15 protein-coding genes, 1 tRNA gene and 1 riboswitch are annotated in these 18,137 nt (G+C 38.3%); of the genes, 5 read left to right on the top strand and 11 right to left on the bottom strand.

Annotated elements, in window-relative coordinates:
• Positions 1-291: 291 nt before the first annotated feature.
• Both RT761_RS07280 and RT761_RS07275 read right to left on the bottom strand, forming a co-directional pair.
• On the bottom strand, positions 292-969 hold the full coding sequence (locus RT761_RS07280) for a C39 family peptidase (protein ID WP_218110765.1): 678 nt from the start codon (positions 967-969) through the stop codon (positions 292-294).
• Positions 970-1,048: 79 nt separating this feature from the next.
• Positions 1,049-1,135, bottom strand: a riboswitch (cyclic di-GMP riboswitch).
• Between the two features lie 241 nt (positions 1,136-1,376).
• Entirely contained in the window at positions 1,377-1,736 is a 360-nt protein-coding gene (locus RT761_RS07275; RefSeq protein WP_281388063.1) for a response regulator, read from the bottom strand.
• A gap of 239 nt (positions 1,737-1,975) precedes the next feature.
• Between RT761_RS07275 and RT761_RS07270 the strand changes: the two genes are divergently transcribed.
• Positions 1,976-3,724, top strand: a complete 1,749-nt coding sequence (locus RT761_RS07270) for a phosphodiester glycosidase family protein (RefSeq protein ID WP_218110763.1) — start codon at positions 1,976-1,978, stop codon at positions 3,722-3,724.
• Between the two features lie 24 nt (positions 3,725-3,748).
• Here RT761_RS07270 and RT761_RS07265 read toward each other — a convergent pair whose 3' ends face one another.
• The 3 genes from RT761_RS07265 to RT761_RS07255 form a co-directional block, all read right to left on the bottom strand.
• Positions 3,749-4,432, bottom strand: coding sequence for an HAD family hydrolase (locus RT761_RS07265; protein ID WP_218110762.1), 684 nt, complete (start codon positions 4,430-4,432; stop codon positions 3,749-3,751).
• Between the two features lie 75 nt (positions 4,433-4,507).
• Entirely contained in the window at positions 4,508-5,155 is a 648-nt protein-coding gene (locus RT761_RS07260; protein WP_218110761.1) for a response regulator, read from the bottom strand.
• Positions 5,152-6,711, bottom strand: a complete 1,560-nt coding sequence (locus RT761_RS07255; protein ID WP_218110760.1) for a GAF domain-containing sensor histidine kinase — start codon at positions 6,709-6,711, stop codon at positions 5,152-5,154. The genes RT761_RS07260 and RT761_RS07255 overlap by 4 nt, the downstream gene beginning before the upstream one ends.
• Positions 6,712-6,960: 249 nt before the next feature.
• On the opposite strand from RT761_RS07255, the gene RT761_RS07250 reads away from it, so the two are divergent.
• The gene (locus tag RT761_RS07250; protein ID WP_218110759.1) at positions 6,961-7,752 is read left to right on the top strand and encodes a hypothetical protein; all 792 of its coding nucleotides are present in this window, start codon (positions 6,961-6,963) and stop codon (positions 7,750-7,752) included.
• A gap of 344 nt (positions 7,753-8,096) precedes the next feature.
• Here RT761_RS07250 and RT761_RS07245 read toward each other — a convergent pair whose 3' ends face one another.
• Positions 8,097-9,284 carry a radical SAM protein gene (locus RT761_RS07245; protein WP_218110758.1) on the bottom strand — a complete coding sequence of 396 codons (1,188 nt, stop codon included), beginning with the start codon at positions 9,282-9,284 and terminating at the stop codon, positions 8,097-8,099.
• 1,219 nt (positions 9,285-10,503) lie between these two features.
• Between RT761_RS07245 and RT761_RS14280 the strand changes: the two genes are divergently transcribed.
• The 3 genes from RT761_RS14280 (at position 10,504) to RT761_RS07230 (ending at position 12,633) form a co-directional block, all read left to right on the top strand.
• Positions 10,504-11,184 carry a flavin reductase gene (locus RT761_RS14280; protein ID WP_218110757.1) on the top strand — a complete coding sequence of 227 codons (681 nt, stop codon included), beginning with the start codon at positions 10,504-10,506 and terminating at the stop codon, positions 11,182-11,184.
• Positions 11,185-11,304: 120 nt separating this feature from the next.
• Positions 11,305-12,468 (top strand): iron-containing alcohol dehydrogenase, encoded by a 1,164-nt coding sequence (locus RT761_RS07235; RefSeq protein ID WP_218110756.1) that lies wholly within the window; start codon positions 11,305-11,307, stop codon positions 12,466-12,468.
• Between the two features lie 90 nt (positions 12,469-12,558).
• Positions 12,559-12,633: transfer RNA gene (locus RT761_RS07230), tRNA-Val, on the top strand.
• A gap of 19 nt (positions 12,634-12,652) precedes the next feature.
• On the opposite strand, the gene RT761_RS07225 is transcribed toward RT761_RS07230, so the two are convergent.
• From RT761_RS07225 to RT761_RS07205, 5 genes are all read right to left on the bottom strand, one after another.
• The gene (locus RT761_RS07225) at positions 12,653-13,633 is read right to left on the bottom strand and encodes an ABC transporter permease (protein ID WP_218110755.1); all 981 of its coding nucleotides are present in this window, start codon (positions 13,631-13,633) and stop codon (positions 12,653-12,655) included.
• Positions 13,614-15,146 carry a sugar ABC transporter ATP-binding protein gene (locus tag RT761_RS07220; protein ID WP_218110754.1) on the bottom strand — a complete coding sequence of 511 codons (1,533 nt, stop codon included), beginning with the start codon at positions 15,144-15,146 and terminating at the stop codon, positions 13,614-13,616. Before RT761_RS07220 ends, RT761_RS07225 begins: the two co-directional genes overlap by 20 nt.
• Positions 15,147-15,232: 86 nt before the next feature.
• The gene (locus RT761_RS07215; protein ID WP_218110753.1) at positions 15,233-16,234 is read right to left on the bottom strand and encodes a sugar ABC transporter substrate-binding protein; all 1,002 of its coding nucleotides are present in this window, start codon (positions 16,232-16,234) and stop codon (positions 15,233-15,235) included.
• 93 nt (positions 16,235-16,327) lie between these two features.
• Entirely contained in the window at positions 16,328-17,110 is a 783-nt protein-coding gene (locus tag RT761_RS07210; protein WP_218110752.1) for an ATP-binding cassette domain-containing protein, read from the bottom strand.
• 13 nt (positions 17,111-17,123) lie between these two features.
• Positions 17,124-18,128, bottom strand: a complete 1,005-nt coding sequence (locus tag RT761_RS07205) for an ABC transporter permease (RefSeq protein ID WP_218110751.1) — start codon at positions 18,126-18,128, stop codon at positions 17,124-17,126.
• Between the last annotated feature and the right edge of the window lie 9 nt (positions 18,129-18,137).

Below are 18,137 nucleotides of genomic sequence, written 5' to 3'. Positions count from 1 at the left end.
TTAAATGGAAAACGGGCGCAATGAATTGCACCCCTACAACTTTTAAATCTTTTGTAGGGGCTTGATTTATCATGCCCGTGTATTTTCAATAGATAACCTGTTGCATCTTAAAAAAAATGGAAGAAAATCTGGCAGGAGTGAGTAAGTAATTGTTCAACAAAGGCTAAAAAAAACAAAAGGCGATGGTCTAAAAGCCATCGCCTTGGTAAATTTGAAGATAGAAAACCGCAGGTCAATTCAAAATAAAAGCGTAAATATAACTAAGAAGTTAAAAATCAATCTATGATTTAATTAATCCAATGCCACATACCAATTGCCTTGTGCGCCCCAAGCTGAAAGGAATTGATTAATGGTATAGGAATTGTTGGCACCATTAACCTTACCCGGATCGTTGACATATACATTGGCGGAGTCGATTCCGATTACTAACATAGCATGTTTGGCGCCACCATTCGGATTCATATTAGAATATACTGCAGCTAAAAATGGTTTCCCTTCTGAAAGCATATTCCGAGCTCTTTCTAAATTACCCATACCAACCTTGGTTGGGACTCCTTCACTTTCTAACCAAGCACGGATCTGAAAACTGTTTGTCCAGTCACCATTATAATTGTTAATCGGAAGGCCGTATCGATCATTCAACCAATCATCCGCTTGAATGATGTGATCTGGAAGTGGTTCTATTCCATAATAGTAAGCTCTCATCATGACTGCGACGGTATGACCACAATTTCGAGTATTTGACCAGGTTCCAGGAGGAACTTGCGGAAGGAAAGGAACGTCAAGTAGGATTTTAGTATCAGAGCGTTCAATAAATTTATCTAAACTATCTAAAGAAATCACATTGGTTATCGCGTTATTATTACCAAAATCGGTTTCCGGAGTGTTTACGAAGTTGGTACAACCAGAGATAAACACCATCAGGAGAAGCCCGAAGATGATGAGTGGCAGTAACTGTTTGTGCTTCAACTCTCATGCCTCCTTCAGAGTTTTCTCCGAAATCATTTTTGAGAGTGACGCACATTTTAACAGATCAACTCGATGCCGATCCGGCAACCCGACTGCCGTAGCACTTTCGTGCTTTAGGTTCGTGGTTTTGCGTCCTCCCCTTTCGGAGAGTTTGCCTTTAATATATATATCTAATATATATTTCCAGTCCTTTATTAATTATCGGAACAATATCAAAATACTTTAGGATTTTTTAAAAAAAGTTTTCCTCTAAATTTTAAAAAGGTTTACAAAAAAGTAAGTGCTCAGGATTCCGATAAAACAAAATCATGACTTTTCATTGTATTTTATATACAGGAAAGAGAATGAGCAAAAAAAGAAGATAAAACTAACTTGTTAGAAAGCAGGGAGAAGATAGAATATATAACTCAAGAATTAACAAACGATTCAGTGGCTTTTCGTATAAGTTGATACAGACGGTCGAGACCTTCTCCTTTGACAAGATAGGCAAATGCTCCTGCTCTGGCCGCCCGTTCTTTATGCTCCTCGTACATAGTAAGCATGATAACTGGAATGTCAAAGCTTGATTTTATTTTTTGAAGCAAAGTAATCCCATCGCCATCGGGGAGTCGCATATCAAGAATGATTACATCGGGCTTAACCGCTTCAATTCTTTCTAACACCCCCTGAATCCGATCATGGGTTCCCGCAACATCCATATCGATCTGACGGTTGAGGAGGAACACCAAACTTTCAAGAAAAAAACGGTTATCGTCAACAACAAATATTTTTTTGGTGGTTGTTTTTGTTTTTGTTGTAATCAGTTGAATCTCCTCCTGTCATAATCGTCACTATCGAAATTATAGGAAAAAAAAATTTAAACTTATATAGGTCATTAATCCCATTTTCATAGCTAAAAGTACTAATTAGATGTTGGAATAAAAATTGGGTTTGAATTTTTTTACTGGATTTGTTACCCTATGAGGAACTTTATTATAAAAAGAATATTAGTAAATAGGGATGCAATATGAAAAAATATTTGACTCATCATATAATCGTTCTTTTATTTCTTGTTATTACCGTTTCTTTGCCAGGGTTGACAGCTGAATCAAGATTGTCATGGAATGATTTCACTATTTCGTTAAAAAATATCCTTGGGCCTACAATCGTTATAAGCCAAAACCGCACTAACACTCAATTCGTTACTCGTCTCGATGCTGCTCGAACTATAATCGATGCTCTTTCATATAATGATTTATATGATTATTTTGATGCTGGGTCGATCCCTTTCCAGGATATTCAAAACCTCAATGAAGACGAAAAAAAGGTTGTTATTCTTTCCACTCAACTCAATCCACCCTTGTTTACCGGTGATGCTCAAGGTCTTTTCCGACCTAACGATCCACTCACACCCCAAGAATTCTCTTTTTTAAAGGAAAAATTAAAAGCCTATTCAAATGGGAATCTTTATTATGAATCTTCTAAAATCTTAGAACCAGGAATAATGCTCATGATTAAAAAGTGGGGATTTGGTGAACCAGTTGCTCTCCCTTCGGCATCTTCCTCAGAACCAACAGCCTACCTTCAAGTTGGTGCTTTCAGCGAGCGATTTCGTGCTGAAAATACTTCAACTTTTTTAAAAGAACTTGGTTATAATACCTCAATTGTTGAAGAACAATCATTATTTAAGGTACGAGTTGGTCCTTTCCCCGCTCAAGATATTTCCTCAATTCAAGACAAACTCAATAAACAAGGTTTTCCCAGCGTTCCGGTTGCACAAAAAAATGTGGTAAGCACACCCCAATCAAAGGTTGAAGGTGGATCAGTTTTTTCTATAGCTTTACTATATGACCCTAATATATCAACGTATACCCCCGAAGTAGTCCTTGCTCATGATAAAATTCTTGAAAGGGAAAAAATGAGCATTATTGCCCATCAAAAAAATGCATTTTTTGCCGTTAATGCTGGATTTTTTAGTCAAGAAGGTGACCCCATTGGCCTTTTGATGATTAATAGAAAAGTTTTAAGTGACCCCCAAGAAGGGTGGTATTCATTCGGAATCACTCAGAATAAAGAATTGGTTTTTGGAATGGTTCATCTCAACACAACCGCTTCTCTTCCCAACCAACAAGGATTCACTATTCATGGGATTAACCGTCCCAATCGTGGAGATGAAATTGTTATTTTCGACGAAAGCTATAATGGCAAAACCCCTCGAACGCAAGGGGTTGAAACTGTCGTGATAAATGGTATTATTCAAGTTACATCTCGAACCAATGGTGAAACCTTGATACCCAAGGGCGGATTTATTCTTCAAGGAAAAGGTGATATAACTGGTTGGATGCTGCAAAATCTCTATCCTGGAACTCCTCTATCAGTAAAAATGACTATTCTCCCCGAAACTGGAGACTTGGAAAAATGGTTGAGATTAGAATACATACTCAGTAGCGGCCCTCTTCTTTTCCAAAATGGTTTAGCAGGTCCTTTTGGTGCATTTCGCAAAGAAATTGTCGAAAATAAACATCCTCGAGCTGTTATTGGACAAACCCAAGATGGAAAAATTCTCTTTCTTGCCGTCGATGGTCGACGTCCTGGCCATAGTTCGGGTTTAACGATACCTGAGCTAGTTGAGGAATTAAAGCACTATCAGGTGTCTGATGCTCTCAACCTTGATGGTGGTGGATCGGTAACTTTTTATCTCCAAGGAAAAATTCTTAATTGGCCATCTGACCTAACTGGAGAAAGAAAAATTTCAACTGCAATAATTCTTAGGTAAAATGTGGAAAGGAATTCCACACTCTTACATATTCTGGTAATTCAATTGGGTATGAGCTTCCACCTGAGTTTTCTTTTGAACAACATCTAAAATCTCAATTGGCTCCTTGAGATAAAAATCGGGATGAAGTTCTAAAACCGAAGTAGGATCAATTGTTCCCCAGGAGGCAAAAAGAAATGGAATACCAGCTGCTTTGGCAGCCATGATATCATATCGGCTATCACCTACATAAACAGTATCACGAGGTTTCACCTTCAAACGAGAACAAGCTTCATACAACGGGTCTGGATTGGGTTTGGGACGAGGTGCATCGTCAGCGCAGATAACCACTTGAAAAAAATGATTCAGCCCAAATGTATCAAACTGAAAGGAAAATTCCGAACGGACTTTTGATGTTACCAAAGCCATGGAAAGCCCCCACTCTTTTAAACTCTCAAGGACTGTTACAATCCCTGGGAAAAGAACCACTTCATGCATCTTTTCTTTAATATGTTCTTGCCATCTCTGAATGTAAGGCACCCTAATATCCTGAGGAATCTCAAGAATTCCCATGGTAACTGGGCTGGGAATACCCAATGAAAAATGAAAATACTCACGATTCTTCTGTTGACCGGTCATTTCATAATGGGTATGAACGATCGCATCCAAAAAAATTGGATTGGTATCAGTAATTGTTCCATCTATATCAAAAAGAACAGATTTTAACATAAGTAGGTCACCCTCGAAGATTTTAAAATTTTTATCCCCAAAACCATAGGAATTATAGCAAGTTTGTCAAGAGGTTTATCCAATTCCTTCACGAACAGCTAAAATAGCTAATTCTACCCGGTCTTTCATCTCCAGTTTATGGAGTATATTACTAATATGATTTTTTACTGTACTCTCGCTTATATATAAAGTTTTAGCAATCTCAGGATTACTTTTTCCTTGAACAATCAATCGGGTAATCTCAATCTCACGATCGGTTAGAGTAGAAAATATTATCGACTGAGCACTTTCAGGAGGACTAACTTTCTTTATCCTATCGACTACTTTTGAATAAATTTGATTGCTTAACAGAATTTCTCCCTCTACACAGGCTTGGATGCTCTTTAATAAACGTTCGGGAGAATCCTGTTTTAAAATATATCCCCGAGCACCTTCCTTCATAGCTCGGTAAATTGTTTCTTCATCTTCTTCAATTGTCAACATAACCACTTTACAGGCACTGCTTCTTTGCTTGATAGCTTTTAATAATTCAATACCATTTGCACCAGGCATATTTACATCAACTAAAGCAATATCAACATTATCGAAGTCAATCTTTTCTAATGCTTCTTTATAACTATTAGCAATTGAGCTAACCTCATAGGAATTAGTACTTTCTATAAGCCGTTTCAAACCAGCTAAAAATATTGGATGATCATCTATGAGGGCAATTCGTATTTTCATTTCTCTAATCCTTCCCAGACTATACTTGAATCATTTTCTTCATAAGGAATTTTCACCATAATTTTCGTTCCTCTACCCGATTTACTATCAATAATAAATTTCCCCTTTAAAATTCTCACCCTTTCTTGAAGGTTTTGTAAACCAAAATGTTCAGCACCTTTTTCGTCAATAATCTGTGGATCAAAACCTATTCCATTATCTTCTACGGAAAGAATCATTTGGCGTTTACTATTGGTGATATGAATATTAATTAAACTAGCTTGAGCATGCTTTTGGATGTTTGATAAAATTTCTTGCAATATTTTTAAAAACATTTTATATATCCGATAGGGGATTTCTTCCAGCTCCACCTGATAATTTATATGAATTTTATTGCCTGGAACAATAAAAAGACCGATGATTTCATCGATTTTCTCCTTGAATTGGCTTGCCGTGATCGGTTTTCCCTTGAGTTCAGAAAGAATAAAGCGTGACTCCTCAATTCCTAAGGTATTCAACGATTTGATTTTTTTTAATATCTCAATTTCATTCTGGTTTTCTTTCGATACCATATTTTCCAAAAAATGCAAATAAATCTGGGTTGATGCTAATATTTGAGCTAATCCGTCGTGAAGTTCTCTTGCTAAGCGATTACGTTCTTTTTCCTGGGTAAGCTTTTTACTGTTTTTAAAGAGTGTAATATTCTCTAAGGTTGAACTTCCCATATTCTCAATAATGGAAAGAACTAAATAATCAATGATATCAATCTCTTTATTAAGAATTCCTATAAACAAAAAGGGAGGATGATTATCAGAAATTAAAGGAATAAAAAGAAGCTGGGTTTTTGCTTTACCACTAATGAGAGTCACTTTTTTATGATCGATAAGGTCTTGTACTTGTTGACTTATACTATCGAAAGTCCTCCAATTCATTTTTCTTGGCCATTCTTTGGTAAAAACGAAATAAGGCCTTTTTTTTGAAAGCCTAAACACCGAAGCCTTTTTCACGCCAGTTAAGATCTTCACCGCATAATAGGTTTTCTCAAAAACAGCATTAAATGTATCATTGCAACATAAAGATGAAAAGAGTTCAATGATCTCCGAAAGAACAATAATGATCCGTTCTCGATCTTGGCGGAGATTATTCTCTTCTAATAATATCGCAATGTTGGTAGTAAAAGCTTCTAATTGCGGAATAGATTTTTTCTCAAAGGATTTATCCGTTCGATTTAAATTTAAAATTCCAACTACCTGATTGGTGGTTTTTTTGATGGGAAGAGAAATTGAATAGCTCTTTCTCTCTTTACGGCGAGAAAATTGGCTAATGTTGTTGTCATCGATAATGAGAGGTTTTCCGGTTTGAAACACATATCCTGAAACTGTTTTTTTATCCAGATCTACCCGTGATCCGATATACTTATCTAACAAATCTCTACCAGCTGCTATAAACAAGCTTCCATCATTTCTGGCTAACAACAACGAACCGGTTTGAGCATTTGATACCTTAATAGCGGTATCAATGATATTTTCAAGAGTTTTTATTTCATTTTTACTAAATAAATTTTCGACTGAATTCAAGTAGCTCTTCTCCTTTTAAAAAAGATCCTACTTTAATATTGTTCTTTCAAAATACTATAACATAATAAATACTATAATATAAATTTGAATTGACGGCGTTAAAAATGAAGTCTAAAATTTATTATTGAGAACCTCAAGATAGAAAGCTTTGATTTTCACTAATTAATAATAGGGCAATTTACTATCATCATTTTGATGACAATCCTTGAATGAATTATTTCTTGATATTTTTTAAATAAGGAGGATAAAATGAATTTCCGATTAAGAATACTCATCAGAACATTAATTATTACATCGTTATTGGTGCTTGCTTTGGTTTCTTTAAGTGTTGCACAGGATACCCTCCCCGATGTCAATGCCCTTCAACTGCCAGCTCTTGACCAAAATCCACAAAGACCAGTACAAGATACTCCAACTCTTCCAATTCCTGAAGGGAATGAACCAAATCAAACCACAACTGGCCCAGCGAATCCCTTTTTACCCAGTCAAGAACCCGAAGGTCAATTACAACCCCAGCAAGACCAACCCGTCATTCAATGGAAACAACTGGATTTATCTCAGACCTTCGGATTCGATCCAATGATTGCTGGTACAGTCAAATATCCAGCGAATTGGGCAGTAAACGTTGATACTTGGAATAAACGGGTTGTTTTTTCCGAGGATCAAAGTGGTTTTACAGCTTTTACTGCCTTTTTACCGGTTCAAGGTACGCTCCAAGATGCCCAGGCTTATTCTCAACAGATTTCTAGTTGGCTTCATTCTTCCATTCCTGACTTGAAAATCGTCAACCAGGATTATCGAACTGATCCCAGCTCATCTCAAACCGGTATGAATTTAACCAAAGGGAATGTAGTTCTTCAAGGAACTTACCAGGGGAAAGTTTTTGTTTTTCAACTCCAGGCTACTGTCTTGTATATACCTGTTGCCAATTTCTCTTATCTTTCAGCACTCCTTTGCCAGGCTCCTCAGGAGGTTTTTCAAGAGAAATTACAAACCTATTTCAATCCTATGTTCGTTTCTTTTAATAATTTGGCACAATAAAACCTTTTTCGCCTATCCCTTAAATCCAATTTTCAGCAAATTCATTTTATATCAACCTCTCCTTTTGGATAAAGGGAGATTGGAAGGGATTCGATTCGTTACCAATAAATTCAATTCCCTTTCCCCCTTTTGCTAAAGGAGGAAATTGGTTCCTGAGTGTATATTTTTATTCTCATCTGTTGCCAAAAAATTTGTATGAAAGTCCTATCCAGAAAATACCATCAAATGAATGATCTTCCCCCATTGAGTGGGGGGGGGTTAGAGTGCCTGTTCTTTAATTAATGTAACAACATGCCATGGTAGTTTTTCATGTCCATCTGGTGCCGCACAAGTGGACTGAGGGTTTATCCAGCGATATATTCTGAAAAAAGTGAGAGTTGCTGAGGTATCCGGAATTGTTTTCCAGAAAGAAGAATATAAGGTGCAGTTGCCTGGGCACGAATCCCTAAGTTTTGAAGTGAGGATAAGTCACGAAAAGGGGCCTTTTGGCGAAATTGAATAATTCTTTTTGCCGATATTGGACCAATGCCTGGTATTCTGAGTAACTCCTGATAAGAAGCAGTATTAATTTCTAAAGGAAAAACTTCTGGATGATTTAATGCCCATAAAGTTTTTGGATCTATTTCCAAGGGCAGATTTCCATTTTGGTTAAAAATGAGTTCATCAAGAGAAAAGTGATATTTCCGAAAAAGATAATCAGCCTGATATAAGCGGTGTTCTCTCCAAGTCGATTCTGGTTGTTTTTCGGCTAAAGGAGTCTCAATAATCGGATGAAACGCACTATAATAAGCTCTGGTCATAGAAAAGTCATGGTAAAGAGTGCTAACAGTCCTCATTATATCCAGATCTTTTTCTTCACCTCCTCCGATAACCAACTGGGTAGTGAATCCAGCGCGAGGTCTTATCCCCTTTTGAGAAAGCTTTTTCAGATAAAGAAATCTGTTCCATATTCGATTAAAATTCTTTTGAGGAGCAATACTCTTTAAATAATCAGAACCAGGAGCTTCAATGTTGATCGACACTCGAGTAGCCAATCTTATAGCAGTCTCGATATAGTCATCGGTTGACTCAGGAAATATTTTTAGATGAATATATCCTCGAAAATGATATTTCCACCTCAGCAGTTCGGTCACTTTTATCATATCATCCATAGTTTGGAACGGATTTCTATCAACTGCTGAACTTAAAAATAGCCCTTTCACTAAACCTCTATCTTTCATGTTAAGGAATATCCGAACCAATTCTTCCGGCGAAAAACGAACTCGATCTCCCTTTCGTCCTTCACGATTCCCACAATAATAACAGTTATGAATACAGTCGTTGGAAAGGAGGATTTTTAAGAGATTTACTCTTTCTCCGTCGGGGGTCACTGTAGGATAAATCCATCCACCCTGAGGATTTCTTTTTCTCTCAATCTGGTTCGCACAGGCTCCACATAAATCATATTGAGCCGACTCTCCCAGAATTATTACTTTTTGATCGATATCAGTTATTTTTTTAGGAAAGTAAACCATAAAATAATTATAAAACAATTTTACCCATTTTGGAATATTTCATTTATAATTTATGACAGCTGGCATGAAGATTTACAGATTGAAATTTTTATAATTTCTAAAGGATAGACCTTCAGGCCGCTTTCGTAGCATCAGATAAGGATGAAAATCCGAATACGACATGCCATGGCATGTCGCTACATTAATCAGGCACAAAAATTATAAACTTATTGATAAGCATTTATTATAGAGAATGATTCATCATACCTGTTCTCAATCCGTCATTGCGAGGAGCGAAGCGAGGTGGCAATCTCATTTAGCAAAATTTTTTATGTTACTTATTCATCGTCTCAGGGTAATCATTAAAAACTAAAAGGCACCCTCCCCCCGCGAAGCGGCACCCCTCCACGGAGGGGAATTGTTGACTTATTCCCCCATTGAGGGGGGATTCAAGGGGGGTGTGCCTTTATCTTTTTTTGTTTCGTTACTTTTCATTTATTCCTTGATTTACATGATAGACTGTCATGCTGCATCGCATCACTAGATGAGGATGAAAATATAAACTCAGGAACCAATCTCCCCCTTTAGAAAAGGGGGTCAGGGGGATTTGAATTTTTCCTTCTCCATCATTTCGAGGAGCGAAGCGACGTGGCAATCTCATTTACTGAGTCTGTCATTCTGAGGAGTCCGGTGACTTTGACCGGACGACGTAAGCATCCCATCCACCCACTCCGTCATTCAGGCTGTGTCATAATTATTTTGTAAATATTTACCACCACTTATGTTAATATTTTACAGGAATATTGGGAATAGATAACCAAAAAACTGAAGATAAATAGAATGTATCCTCCACTTTCAAGCTCTTCTTGGTGCATGAAAGGGATTGTGACACAGCCTGATTGCGAGGAGCGTCTTATGCGACGTGGCAATCTCATCCTTTTAAAGTTTTTATAAAAAAAAGAATTGAAAAGATGAGATCCTCACGGCTTCAAAAAGCGAAGCCTCAGGATGACGAATGAAAGGCACACCCCCCTAACCCCCCTCAATGGGGGAATTCATTTGATGGTATTCTCAGGGTAGATCGTCATGCTGCATTTGCAGCGCCAGTTGAGGATGAAAAGAGTAGCCCCTGTAAAGGATAATTTATGTTTTTCAAAGAATAATTTGGCAACAAACCATTTATCGAGTAAAATTTATGAAACATAATATGGAATGAATTCCCCCTAATTTCCTCCATGGATAAAAGGTGGTGTCAATTTTGAACTTAGATGCTCTATTCTCTTTAAATTGTGGAATGTATATTATCAGTTCTGGTTATAATGGGAAGTACAATGGAATGATAATCAATGCTTTAGTCCAGGTAACAGCCTTTCCTAATCAGATTATTGCCAGTGTCAACAAAGAGAGCTTGACCTTGGAATACATTAAAAAAAGTGGTCTTTATAATATTTCAGTGTTAGATAAAGATGCTCCCTTGCAGTTAATTGGTCTTTTCGGATTCCAAACCGGAAAGAAAATTGATAAATTCTCAAAAAGCCAATTTATCTTAGGGAAAAATAAAATCCCCATTGTTACCGACCACACTGTTTCTTATGTCGAAACCAAAGTGGTTTCTAAGTTGGATGCTGGAACCCATGTTCTTTTTTTAAGCGAAGTGCTTGAATCGGAATTTTTAACCAAAGAAGAACCAATGACCTATAATTATTATCGCGATGTCAAAGGCGGGAAGGTCCCTCGTACCGCTGCTACCTTTCATCCGGAAGAAGCCGACAAGGCGGAAATTGAACGACATCGTTGTACAGTTTGTGGTTATATTTATGACTCCCGTTACGGAGATCCTGATTCTGGAATCGATTGTGGGGTTTTGTTTAAGGATTTACCCGAGGACTGGGTTTGTCCTATTTGTGGCGCGGGTAAAGATAAATTTGTCAAAATATAATACCGGTCAAAAAACAATAAAACAAGTTTATTATTAAGGAAAAACTTACCACTTGTCTTTAAGAAATCCGCTAAGAATGAATACTCAATTTATTAATCTATTCGGAGGTGTACAGGAACTATGATTAACTTTGAATTTCACAATCCAACCAAAGTCTTTTTCGGAAAAGGAGAAACCGACCGGATTGGCAAAGAAATCAAGAAATACGGAAAAAAAGTCCTCTTGACCTATGGAGGGAAAAGCATCAAACAAAATGGACTTTATGATCGAGTCATGAAACGACTTCAAGAAAACGATCTACAAGTATTTGAGCTTGGTGGAATTCAACCCAATCCTCGCATAACCAGCGTTCGTCAGGGTGTTGAAATTTGCAAAAAAGAAAAAATCGATATAATTTTAGCCGTTGGAGGAGGAAGTGTCCTCGACGCTTCGAAGATTATGGGAATTGGTGTATATTACGATGGTGATCCCTGGGATTTTATGATTAAAAAAGTGAAGTCGGAACGAATGCACCCTTTGGCAACCATTATAACTCTGGCGGCAACTGGTTCTGAAATGAATCATAACGCAGTTATTACCAACGACGAGACTGAGGAAAAGTTGGGCCTTGAGGATCCTTCCACTTTTCCAACCTTCTCCATACTCGACCCGGAAAACACCATGACCGTCCCCCGTGATCAAACCGTTAACGGAATTGCCGATATTCTCGCTCATGTTTTCGAACAATACTTCAACCCTACCAAAGAAGCTCCACTTCAGGATCGAATGGCAGAAAGCATCATTCAAACCGTCGTTGAAACCACACCTCTCCTCCTAAAAAATCTCCATGATTATGATGCTCGGGCAACCATCATGTGGTGCGGGACTATGGCTCTTAATCACTTGATCGGATCCGGTGTTGATGGTGACTGGTCGACTCATGGAATTCAACATGAATTGAGTGCCATATATGATATTCCTCACGGTGCTGGTTTGGCTATTATTTTTCCTCAATGGATGAAATACGTTCTTGACCTTATTCCAGAGAAATTTGCTCAATTTGGTGAACGGGTGTGGAATATTCCTCGTAATGGAAAATCCGATAGTGAGCTCGGTTTAGCGGCTATCGAACGAACCAAAAACTGGTTCCAGGGAATTGGCGCCCCAGTATCGCTCAAAGAAGTCGGAATTGGAAGTGACCGGTTGGAAGAAATGGCTGCCAAAGCAGTAAGCAGAGGACCATTAGGAAGTGTTAAAAAACTGAATAAAGAAGATGTGTTAGCTATTTATAAAATGAGTCTATGAGCTCATAAAAAAATACCCTCGGAGGATTTTTCCGAGGGTATTTTTGGTTGTTTTCTTTTTTTATTCCTGTTATAATTGCCTTCGTGACGTGGGCGAATAGCTCAGCGGCGGAGCACTTGCCTTACACGCAAGGGGTCGCAGGTTCAAATCCTGCTTCGCCCACCATGTTTTTCTCATGCAGAATTTATCGATTTCGAATCTTTTCCAAATTGCTTACTACAACTGCAACGACGATAATAACCCCAACGGCAAGAGTCTGAAAGTAGGATGAAACATTTAAAATATTTAAACCATTCTGGACAATCCCCAGTAATATCACACCAAGAAATGTTCCAGCAATGGTTCCTCGTCCTCCTTCAAAGGTTACTCCTCCAATGATAGCAGCAGCTAACGCTCTTAATTCATACCCTTCGCCTGCATTCGCTAAAACATTTCCTAAGCGGGAAACTAAAACTAAAGATGCCAAGCCAATAATTGCCCCACTGAGGGTATAGTTCATAATCTTCAAACGATCAACGTTGATACCGGAAAGGTAAGCTAACTGTTCATTGCCTCCCATCGCAACCAGACGCCGACCATATTTGGTGTAGGTTAGTAAAAAATGGGTGGCAAAAACCATTACAATGACAATAATCATCGGCATGGGAACTCCTAAAATCCGGCCTCGTCCTAAAAATTGAAAATTCCCCTTCATTGAAAGAAATAGACCTTGGGATATTACTAAAGCCAAGCCATAATATACATAATTCATTCCCAAAGTAACGATGAGAGGAACACATTTACTTTTACTGACAATCACACCGTTAATAAAGCCACAGATGACCGGAATCCCAAAACCAATGAGTATTGCCAAACCGACATTCGATCCTCTCATGATCAATGTACAAATGACGACACTGGAAAGACCGATCATCGAGCCAATCGACAAATCAATCCCACCTGAAATGAGCAAAAGAGCCATGGCCATAGTCGCAATGCCAAGGACGGTAATTTGCTGAAAGACCGCTAATAAGTTCCCCCAAGTCAAAAAACGGGGGTTCATTGATCCAAAAATCACCGAAAGTAAAATTATTACAATCAATAAAAAAAACGATTGATTCTTGAACAAAGCAGGCAAGTTTGTGGATTTTGCAGTTAATTGACCATCACTTTTCGGCTTGTCCATCTTCAGTCACCCCAAAAGCATAAGATATAATATTTTCTTCTGTTATTTCCTGGTCGTTTAACTCAGTGATGATCCTTCCGTTTTTAACCACCAAAACCCGATCGCTCAAAGCAATAAGTTCTGGCAATTCGGAAGAAACCATAATAATCGATTTTCCCTCCTTGGCAAGCTCGGTTATTAACTTATAAATTTCATTTTTCGAATTGACATCAATTCCAATAGTCGGCTCATCGAAAATCAGGATGTCAACGTTTTTAAATAGCCAGCGAGCCAGAACTACTTTTTGTTGATTTCCACCACTCAAAAATCGAACTTCCTGATGAGGTGACGGAGTTTTAATGTCTAAGTCAAGAATAAAATGCTCCACATCTATTTTTTCTTTGTTTAAATTAAGGATTCCTCCAGGATATTGGTCTAATCCAGCAATGGTAGTATTTTTGATAACGCTTAAGTTGAGCGCCAAACCGGTTTTATGTCGATCCTCGGTAATTAAACCAATTCCTGCCTGAATAGAATCTTGAGGGGAACGAATGTTGACCGGCTTTCCACGAAGAAACACTTCTCCACCGACCTTCCGATCCATTCCAAAGAGAGCTCGAAATAACTCAGTACGTCCGGAGCCAACCAAACCGGCAATACCTAATATTTCACTTCTTCTGAGATTAAAGTCAATGGTTGGGGAGTGGCGATGGAGTTGCAAATTTTTTACTTCAAGTACCACATCACCGATGGAATTCTTATCCTTTTTATAAAAAGTTTCCACTGAACGACCAACCATTTCACGGGTGAGGAGGTTCAAATCAAAATTCTTATCAGGATTATCATGAGTGATGACTATCTGACCATCTTTAAAAACTGTAATTCGGTCAGCAACTTCTGAAATCTCTTCTAATCGATGGGAAATATATATGACACTGATACCCCGCTGGCTGATATCTTTCACCAAATCCAATACCACTTTTACATCATTCACATTAAACATAGCAGTTGGTTCATCCAATATTAATACCCGAGGCTCATAGGCAAGCGATTTCACAATTTTCACAAATTGTTGCTCAGTAGGACTCAGCTTTTCAACAGGAGCTTCCGGATCCAGATGAATCTTCAAGGAATCAATGATTTTTTGAGTTGCTTGAACTGTATCTTGGTAACGAATCAAACCAAAGCGACTGGCCTTTTCTCTCCCAACAAAGACATTTTCCGCAACGGTCATTTGCGGTACTACGATGTTCTCCTGGTAGATAACCTGAATCCCCAAAGTTTGAGAAAGATATGGAGTGAGATATTTATAAGATTTACCATGAACTATTAATTCTCCACTATCAGGCCGATAACTTCCAGTAAGAATTTTAATAAAGGTTGACTTTCCGGCACCGTTTTCTCCAACAATGCAGTGGATCTCACCTTGACGGAGATCAAAAGATACGTCAGAAAGGGCATTTACTCCTGGAAATGTTTTGTAAATATGAAGGGCTTGAATAATATTATTCTTTCTATTTTCTGGTCCTACCATGAATCGTTTTCCTTTTTCAAGTTGTCTCCAATTAAAAAGATGTCCTTCCTCATCTGAGGAAGGACATCACAAAAACTTCAATAGAACTATTCAATGCCACCAATATAACCTAAAGCCCGTTCGTAGTTTTCATCGGTTATTTCCCAAGATATCGCTTCATCTAAATTATCCTTGTAGATTGGAATAATTGGAAGGGGGATGAATTTTTCTGGTTGCTTTCCTTTGGTTATAAATTCATAGAGACTCTTAAAAGTAATCAAGCCTTGCAACGAGACTGGTGCACTCATGGTTGCATCTAGCTCACCTTTCTCAACCATTTCCAGACCATGGGGTCCTCCTCCGGTAGCAACGACTTTGACTTTGCCAAATAAACCGGCATCTTTTAAAGCATTGATAACACCAGTTGCCATTTGTTCGTTATTGGCAAAAATAACGTCGAACTCAAGACCGGATTGTATAGCATTTTGAGTAACATTCATTGCTTGCTCAGCGCCCCAATCGGTTGGCTGGGTTGAAACCAGTTCAACCTTACCAAACTCATCGAGTGCCTTATGAAGCCCTTGTTCATAGAGCTCAGTAATCCCCATGCCTGGTGCCCCCATTACGTAGAACAATTTACTTCCTGGATAAGCTTCATTGATATATTTCCCTGCCGCATATCCAATATCATCGTATTGGCAGGCTACACAGGAAATGTATTCGGGGGTATTTTCGGCAGGAAGTGAGTTTTCAAAGGTAATTGGTATCCCGGCGGCGTTTGCCATTTCGGCCATAGTAACATCCAATTCAGGAGTCATGGTGAAAACCGATATTCCATCAACCTCTTTAGTTATGAGGTCTTCCATTGAAGAAACAGCTTTTTCTAGATTTCCTTCTGGATCAAGAACAATGGTCTCAACACCTTTTTGCTTTGCTGCGTATTCAAAAGCCAAAATTGAATAATTATTCCAAATGTCTTTCCTACTAAAAGCAATATAACCGAAAGTCAGCTTTTCATTTTCTTCAGCAAAAGCAATACCAAGAACAAGAAGTGAGAAGAGTGCGACTAATAAAACCACACCCAGCCCCTTAATAACAGATTTTTTCATGATATCTTACCTCCTTATAATAATATTGATATCAAATAATATTATACCTTTAATCGCTTTATCTTGTCTAAAAATCTCCAACCGTCAGTCAGATTAGAGCATCTCAGCGCCTACAATTAATTTAACAATCTCGTCGGGAGTGGTTTGATTTTTTATTCTTTCACCAACCTTGACCCCTCCTCGCAAAACGACAATACGATCGGCAACATTAAATACGTGACGCATATTGTGGCTAATAACAATTACCGAACATTCTTTTTCCTTTAGTTTCAGTACCAAATCTAATACTTTTCTTGATTCCTTAACACCCAAAGCAGCAGTCGGCTCATCCATGATAATAATTTTTCCACCCCAGGGCATGATCCGACCAATTGCCAATGATTGACGTTGTCCGCCGGATAAATACCTAACCATCGTATTGAGAGATGGAAGTTTTATGCCTAACGAATTTAAGGTATTTACAGTTTCATCAACCATTCTTTTTCTATCGATGAAAATACCCATTTTCCCAAGAGTTGGCTCTCTCCCTAAAAAAAAATTTGACGGAACATCACGAGTTTCTATCAATGCCAGTTCCTGGTAAACCGTTTCAATCCCTAATTCCCGAGCTTGAATTGGAGAGGCTATTTCGACCGGTTTCCCTTGCATATAAATTTCTCCAGCGGTTGGAGCATGTACTCCAGCAATAATTTTTATTAAGGTTGATTTTCCTGCTCCATTATCACCAACAATGGCAACGATCTCTTCTGGAAAAACGTCAAAATCGACATTTTCAAGAGCATGAATCCCACCAAAGTATTTGCAAATTCCTTTCAACTCAAGAATTGGTTGAGCATTTTGAATTGGAGTAAAATCCTTCTGCTTTTCTTCATTCATCTCATTGTCCCCCTCAGATTCGTCTTTTTCGATACTGGTCGATCATTACCGCGCCTATAATTACCGCACCGATAGCTGAGGATTGCCAATAAGCGGGAAAACCCACCAATACTAATGCGTTACGAAGAATTTGCATAATGGCTGCTCCCACTAACGCTCCCCATACATTTCCCTCTCCACCATTAAGACTAATGCCGCCAATAACTGCTGCAGCAATGATATCTAACTCATATCCTTGAGCAGCCGTTGGTGCTGCTACCCCCAGACGGGAAGTCATAAGAACCCCACCAACTGCAGCAAATAAACCGGATAATGAATAGATAACGTATTTTACCCGCTTCGCATCGATACCGGCCAGCGATGCTGCATATTCATTTCCTCCCACCGCATAAATGTGATATCCAACCTTGGTTTTGCTTAAATAGATATATGAAATAATGGCAAAGAAAATCATGATTAGTGCGGGAAGGGGAACTTTCCAAATATAAAAAGCTAAATCAGTTTGGCCCAAAAAAAGAAATCCTCGAGGTAGATCTCTGATTGGCCAACCACTGGTTAATCCATAACAAAACCCCCGCAGAATGCTTAACATGCCTAACGTTGCAATGAAGGGTGGAAGTTTTGCACGGCTTACTAAAATTCCGTTTATGAAACCAATAAATACTCCGAATCCTAAACCAATAAGGATAGAAACCAAAACTCCTAAACCATAGGAAAGCATCATAGCAGTCATAATACCGGCAAAAGCCATAGTTGAGCCTGAAGAGAGATCGATCCCGCCCCCAATAATAACCATCGATTGGCCAAAAGAAGCAATTGCAATCCAAGAAAATGCTCTCAGAACATTGAAAATATTATTGGCAGTTAAAAAAGTTCGGGTAAACAAACCTAGTAAAAAAATCATTAAAAATAGAATAAGAACAATTGTGGTCAGTTGATTGTTTAAAAGCTTGCTACCGATTCCCGGTTGCGGAGATGCAGTAGTTTCCGCATCAGATTCGGTTTTTGGTGTTGGCATTATACACTC

This window comes from Atribacter laminatus, assembly GCF_015775515.1.
Taxonomy (GTDB): Bacteria; Atribacterota; Atribacteria; order Atribacterales; family Atribacteraceae; genus Atribacter; species Atribacter laminatus.
The sequence above is the reverse complement of the archived record's forward strand: the minus strand, read 5'-3'. Positions and strand labels throughout refer to the sequence as shown.